At 69.2% G+C, this 6,705-nt stretch carries 2 protein-coding genes; both read right to left on the bottom strand.

The features are described 5' to 3' along the window. The coding region (locus ACWDMM_RS33695; RefSeq protein ID WP_449941566.1) for an amino acid adenylation domain-containing protein at positions 1-5,556 on the bottom strand (5,556 nt) is incomplete at its 3' end. A 168-nt stretch (positions 5,557-5,724) separates the two neighbouring features. Next, positions 5,725-6,705, bottom strand: a 981-nt coding sequence (locus ACWDMM_RS33690; RefSeq protein WP_357113189.1) for an AMP-binding protein, incomplete at its 5' end; no start/stop codon positions are given.

Raw genomic sequence — 6,705 nt, 5'->3', positions numbered from 1 at the left:
GACACGCGCCGAATACGCCACCATCACATCCCGCACCAACGGACCCATCGACGACGCATCCGCCGCGATATGATGCACCACCACCACCAGCACATAGGTGTCGGGTGCTTCGTCGACCTGGAAGAGCACGGCCCGCAACGGCACCTCGGCCGTCACGTCGAACGGCGTCGCCGCCAGGGCGTACACACTGCTCGCCACATCGGACTCGGGCAGCACCCGCGGACCGAGGTCGACGGCGACCTGCGCGGCGGGCAACACCACCTGCACCGGGCCGTCCGGCGTCTCCGGATACACCGTGCGCAGCACCTCGTGCCGCGCCACCACGTCGTGCAGCGCCGCACCCAGCGCGGCCACATCCAACGCACCGGTCAACCGCAACGCGAACGGCAAGTTGTAAGCCGCCGAACCGATCTGCTCCGCGGCGTCATCGGACTGGTCGAAGCGGTTGAGGAACCACATCCGCCGCTGCGCCAACGACAACGGCAACCGCTCCGGACGAGCGATACTCCCCAACTCGATCCGGCGCTCACCGTGGGTATGCGACTCGAGTGCGGCCGCCAGACCCGCCACGGTCGGCGCCTCGAACAGTGTCCGGACAGCCACCCGCGCACCGACCGCCGCGCCGAGACGCGCCACGACTCGAGTGGCGACCAGCGAATTGCCCCCGAGCGCGAAGAAATCGTCATCCGCGCCCACCCGGCCCAATCCGAGCACCTCACCGAACACACCCGCCACGATCTCCTCGATCGCACTCGCGGGCGCACGGAACTGCTTTGTCTCGAAGGTGGGTTCCGGCAACGCCTTACGGTCCAGCTTCCCGCTGGAGTTCAGCGGGAACGCCTCCAGCGCCACGATCGCAGCCGGAACCATGTAGGCGGGCAAGGTCTCGCCGATCGCGGAGCGCAGCGCCTGCGCGTCGATCCGGTCGCCCGGAGCCGGGACGACGTAGGCGACGAGCTGGTCACCCAGCGACGAAGGCGACACGAGCGCGACCGCTTGGCTCACCGAAGGCTGCGCCAGCAGCGCCGCCTCGATCTCGCCCAGCTCGATCCGCTGGCCGCGGAACTTCACCTGGAAATCGGTCCGGCCGAGGTAGTCGAGTACCGCGTCGTCCGCGTCCTTGCGCCACACGACCAGGTCGCCGGTGCGGTACATCCGGTCGCCGTTGCCGAACGGATTGGCCACGAACCGGTCGGCCGTGAGGTCGGGACGCCGCACGTAACCACGGGCCAGCTGATCACCCGCGAGATACAGCTCACCCGGCACACCCACCGGCACCGGCCGCAGCCACGAGTCCAGGACGTAGACCTGGGTGTTCCACTGGGGCAGACCGATCGGCACGGATCGCTCGTCCGCCGACGCGGGCCAGTAGGTCACCGACACCGCGGCCTCGGTCGGGCCGTAGAGGTTGTGCACGGCGGCGTCGGACACCGCCTGCATGGCGGCGACGGTCTCCGGTGGCAGCGCCTCGCCGATCACGAAGACGTGTTTCAGCGTCGGGCAGCTGCCCGGTGTGGTGTGCGCGGCGAAGACCGTCAGCATGGACGGCACGAAGTCCGTCACCGTCACGCCTTGCGCGGCGATGGTTTCCGCGACGTAGGCGGGGTCGCGATGTCCGTCCGGCGTGGCGACGACGAGCTTCGCCCCCGCGCGCAACGGCATGAAGTAGCCCCACAGCGAGACGTCGAACGTCGTCGCCGTCTTCTGCAAATACACGTCGTCCCGGCTCAGCGGGTATTCCGCCAGCATCCACGCGATCTGGTTGTTGATCGCCGCGTGGGACACCGCGACGCCCTTGGGGCGGCCGGTCGAACCCGATGTGAAGATCACATACGCCGGATGCTGCGGCGACACCGGACGCAGCAGCTCATCCGCGCGAACCGGGCTGTCGTCGAAGCCGTCGAGATCCAAGGTGTCCACGGCGAGCGCCCGGACGTCCTCGGGCAGCGCCGTCGCGTCGGCACTGGTCGTCACGACGCAGAGGGGGCGAGCGGTGTCCAGGATGTGCGCGATGCGTTCGGCCGGATGATCCGGATCCAACGGCACATACGCACCACCCGCCGCCACGACCGCATACATCCCCACCACGAGATCCAACGACCGCCGAACCGCCAACCCCACCAACGACTCCGCACCCACACCCTGCGAAATCAACAACCGCGCAAGACGATTCACCCGCGCGTCGAACTCACGATAAGTCAGCTCGACGCCCTGGTAAGCGACGGCGATCCGCTCCGGATTCGCTTCCACCGCGCGGCGGTATCCGTCCAGCAGCAACTCGGAGCGGACGGGGTAGCGAGTGTCGTTCCACTCGTGCAGGACGCGATCGCGCTCGACCACGCTGAGCAGATCGATGCCGCCCAGCGCGCGATCGGGGTCGGCCGCGACCGCGCGCAGCAACCGGTTCAGGCGCGCCGCGAATTCGGCGACCGAACCCTCGTCGAACAGATCGGTGGCATAGGTGAACATGGCGGCCAGGCCCGCGTCCGGACCTTCCTGCGGCGTCACCGTCAGCTGCAGATCGAATTTGGCCACCGCGCCGTCGAGGTCCACCGCGCCGACCGACAGGCCGGGCAGCTCGAGCTGCGCTTGTTCCATGTTCTGGAAGAACAGCGCCACCTGGAACAGCGGATGGTGCGCCTGCGACCGCACCGGGTCCAGCACCTCGACCAGCCGCTCGAACGGCAACTCGGCATGCGAGAAGGCCGCGAGGTCGCGTTCCTTGGTCGCCGCGAGCAGTTCGGCGAACGAGGCCGCCGGATCCACCGCGGTCCGCAGCACCAGCGTGTTGACGAACATGCCGACCAGATCGTCGAGTTCCGCCTCGCCGCGGCCCGCGACCGGCGTGCCGATGGTGATATCGGTGGAACCGGACAACCGGGCCAGCAGCGCCGCGAACGCGGTGTGCACGACCATGAACAGCGAGGCGCCGTGCGCGTGCGCGAGCTCGTCGAGCCGGGTCCGGGTGGGTGCGTCGACGGTGAAGGTGAAGACGCCGCCGCGCCCGGAGGGCGTGGCGGGACGCGGCCGATCCGTGGGCAGGTCGAGCCGGTCCGGAATGCCCGCGAGAGCCTCACGCCAGAAGGCGATCTGCGTCGCGGCCACGGAACGAGGGTCGTTCTCCTCGCCGAGCAGCGCGCGCTGCCACAAGGTGTAGTCCGCGTATTGCACCGGCAGCGGTTCCCAGCCGGGCGCGGAGCCGTTGCTGCGCGCGACGTAGGCGGTCATCAGGTCACGCACCAGCGGCGCGATCGACGTGCCGTCGGCCGCGATGTGGTGCACCACGACGGCGAGGACGTAGTCGTCGGGACCGGTTCGCGCGAGCGAGAGCCGCAACGGCACCTCGTCGGCGACGTCGAAACCGGCGGCGGCGAAGGTGCGCAGCCAATCCGGCAGCTGCGCGGCGGGCAGGTCGTGCGGCGTCAGGTCCGGGGTCGCCTGCTCGGCGGGCAGCACCAGCTGATACCCCGTACCGTCCACCGCCGGATACACCGTCCGCAACGTCTCATGACGCCCCACCACATCAGCGACCGCCGTCTGCAACGCCGCCACATCCAACACACCCGACAACCGCACCGCGAACGGAATATTGTTCGCCGCCGAACCGGTATCGAACTGATTCAAAAACCACATCCGCCGCTGCGCCAACGACAACGGCACCCGCTCCGGACGCTCCACCGCCACCAACGCCGGACGTGCAGCGCCGGTGTCGAATTCGGCGAGCCGGGCGGCGAGCAGCGCGACCGTCGGCGCTTCGAACACGGTGCGGGCGGGTACCCGCGCGCCGACCGACGCCCCGAGCCGCGCCGCCACCTGCGTCGCGATCAGCGAGTTGCCGCCCAGCTCGAAGAAGTCGTCGTCCGCGCCGATCTCGCCGCCCGCGCTGAGCAGGTCGGCGAACACACCCGCCACCAACTGCTCCAGCGCTCCCGACGGGGCGCGGAATTCCTTGGTCTGCAATTGCGGAGCGGGCAGGGCACGACGGTCCAGCTTGCCCACCGGGGTCAGCGGGATCTCGTCCAGCACGGTGATCGAGGTGGGCACCATGTGCACCGGCAAGCTGCGCTCGGCGTGCGCGAGCAATTCGTCGGTGTCGATCGAACGTCCGCTCGCCGCGTGCACGTAAGAAGCGAGAATCGTCGCGCCGCTGTCCAGTTGGTGCCCCACGGTGACCGCGAAATCCACCGTCTCGTGCGCCGCAAGCACCGCATCGATCTCACCCAGCTCGATCCGGAAACCACGGATCTTCACCTGGAAATCGTTGCGACCCAGATACTCCAACTCGCCACTCGGCGTCCATCGCACCAGGTCACCGGTGCGATAAAGCCTGGAGTGATTCGGGTCGAACGGATTCGGGACGAATCGCACGGCGGTGAGGCCGGGGCGCGACTGGTAGCCGCGGGCCAACTGGGGTCCGCCGATGTACAACTCGCCGACCACGCCGATCGGGACCGGCACCAGGCGCTCGTCCAGCACATATTCGGTGGTCGCCTGGATGGGCGCGCCGATCGTCACCGTCTCACCCGCCACCAGCGGCGCGCTGATGTTGGTCATGATGGTGGTCTCGGTCGGGCCGTATCCGTTGTAGAACTCGCGCCGGCCGTCGGCGATCGGACGCACCCAGCGCCGCACCAGCTCCGGCGGACACGCCTCGCCACCGGCCACCACCACACGCAACTCGTCCAGCCCCGCCGGATCCACCGACGCCAGCGCGGCCGGGGTGATGAAGGCGTGCGTGACTCCCTCCCTGCGCAGCAGGGCGGCCAGCTCGTCACCGCCGTAGACCGTCGGCGCGACCACGACCATGGTCGCCGCGCCGCCGAGCGCGAGCAGCAACTCCAGCACCGACGCGTCGAACGACGGCGACGCGAAATGCAACGTCCGCGACGCGCTCGTCACCCGGTACCGATCACGCTGCTCGGCGCAGAAACCCGCCAACCCCGACTGCGTGACCACCACGCCCTTCGGCATGCCGGTCGACCCCGAGGTGTAGATGACGTAGGCCGGATGTTCGGCCCGCAACTGGCGCAGCCGATCCGCGTAGGTGACCGGTTCGGTCGGGTAGTCCTCCAACTGCCTTGCGCAGGTGTCGGAATCGATGACCAGCCATTCGATTTCGCTGGGCAGGTCCGCCACCACGTGCGCGACGGCGAGTCCGAGCACGGCGCCGGAGTCCTTCACCATGTGCTCGACCCGGTCGGCCGGATAGTTCGGATCCACCGGCACGAAACCCGCACCCGTCTTGGCCACCGCCCACACCGCGACCACCGACTCCACCGAACGCGGAATACCCACCGCGACCAGATCCTCCGGCCCCACCCCACGATCGATCAGCAGACGCGCCAAACGCGTGGATCTGGCGTCGAGTTCCGCGTAGGTGAGGTGTCCGCGTGAGCTGACCGCGTCGGCGAACACGACCGCCGTACCGGTCGGATTCGCTTCGACGGCGGTTGCCATCAGTTGCGGAAGGGTAGTGACTCTAGGTCGCCGGGTGCGCGTGGGCCGCACCCGCGCGGGCCGCGTCACGCGAGCCCCGCTTCGTCCCTGGTCCCCCATCCCTGAGCCGGCAGACTATTCCCCGACAAGCGAAACATGAAAACTCTGCACATCCTGCCTGTAAGAACACGTCCATGACACATTTCCAGCGGACACCCTGATACACCAAACCAACCGGCTGTGTGCATGGTCACACAACCGGAGGCTTGTGTCCGACCGCGAATCGCCTCACTCGCTACCGAGCAGTTCGGTGAGTTCGACGATAGCGGCCACCTCGGCCCAGGGGCCCGCCGGTACGGCGCCGACACCATTGTCCAGCACCACAGCGTGCAAATCCTCCAGTGCCGTCGGGTCGAGGGTGTCCAGCCCGGTCCGATCGGTCACGAGGTGGGTTACCCATTCGTCGGCCAGCGACTCCGTCAGCGCTCCGTCCACGTCGTCGACCAGCACCACCGACGCGCCCACCGAGCCGGCGGCGACCACCTCGATCAGCGCGGCGGGCGACTGCGGGCTGCCGTGCTGGAAGGTGCGCGATTCGAAGGTCAGTTCGGTGCGCGTGCGCAATCGCGCGGCTGCCGCGGCGAGGTCGTCGTAGCTGAGGACCTGTTGTCCGGCGAATGCCGGGTCGCTGCCGCGCAGTGGGCGAATGCGGTGGGCGTAGGTGACCGGTCGTGGTGATTCGGCGGCGATTTCGGCGATCACGGCGGGGTCGTCGAGGGCCAGCCAGTCGACCGTGGCGGTCGGGAACGCACCGCCGGCGGTCAGGCCGGTCTTGACCTCGAGTCCGTGCGGCGGCAGCGCGTCGAGCGCGTCGGCCGGGACGACGGCGGCGCCGGTCTTGAGCACGGCCCAAGTGGCGACGACGGCGTCGATGCCGCGGTCCAGCCGCACCGCGACGCCCGCGCCGGGGCCGCAACCCCGCGCGATGAGCACCCGAGCCAAACGCGACGAGCGGGCGTCGAGATCCTGGTACGACAGCGCACTCTCGCCGGAGACCACGGCCGGTCCGTCCGGGTCGTCCTCGACCGCCGCCGCCAGCGCCTGGGTCAGCGCCGTGCCCGCGGTCGCCGTGGGCGGTTCGACGCTCACCGGCTCCGCCGCGGCCGCCATCCGCTCCCGTTCGGTGTCGTCGAGGATGTCGATGTCGCCGATGGGGGTGTGGGGGTTGGTGGCGATGGTGGTGAGGATGCGTTGGAGGCGGTGGCCGAG

The organism is Nocardia sp. NPDC003726, from assembly GCF_053586955.1.
Note: the sequence above shows the minus strand (reverse complement) of the source record. Positions and strands in the feature narration are given on the sequence as shown.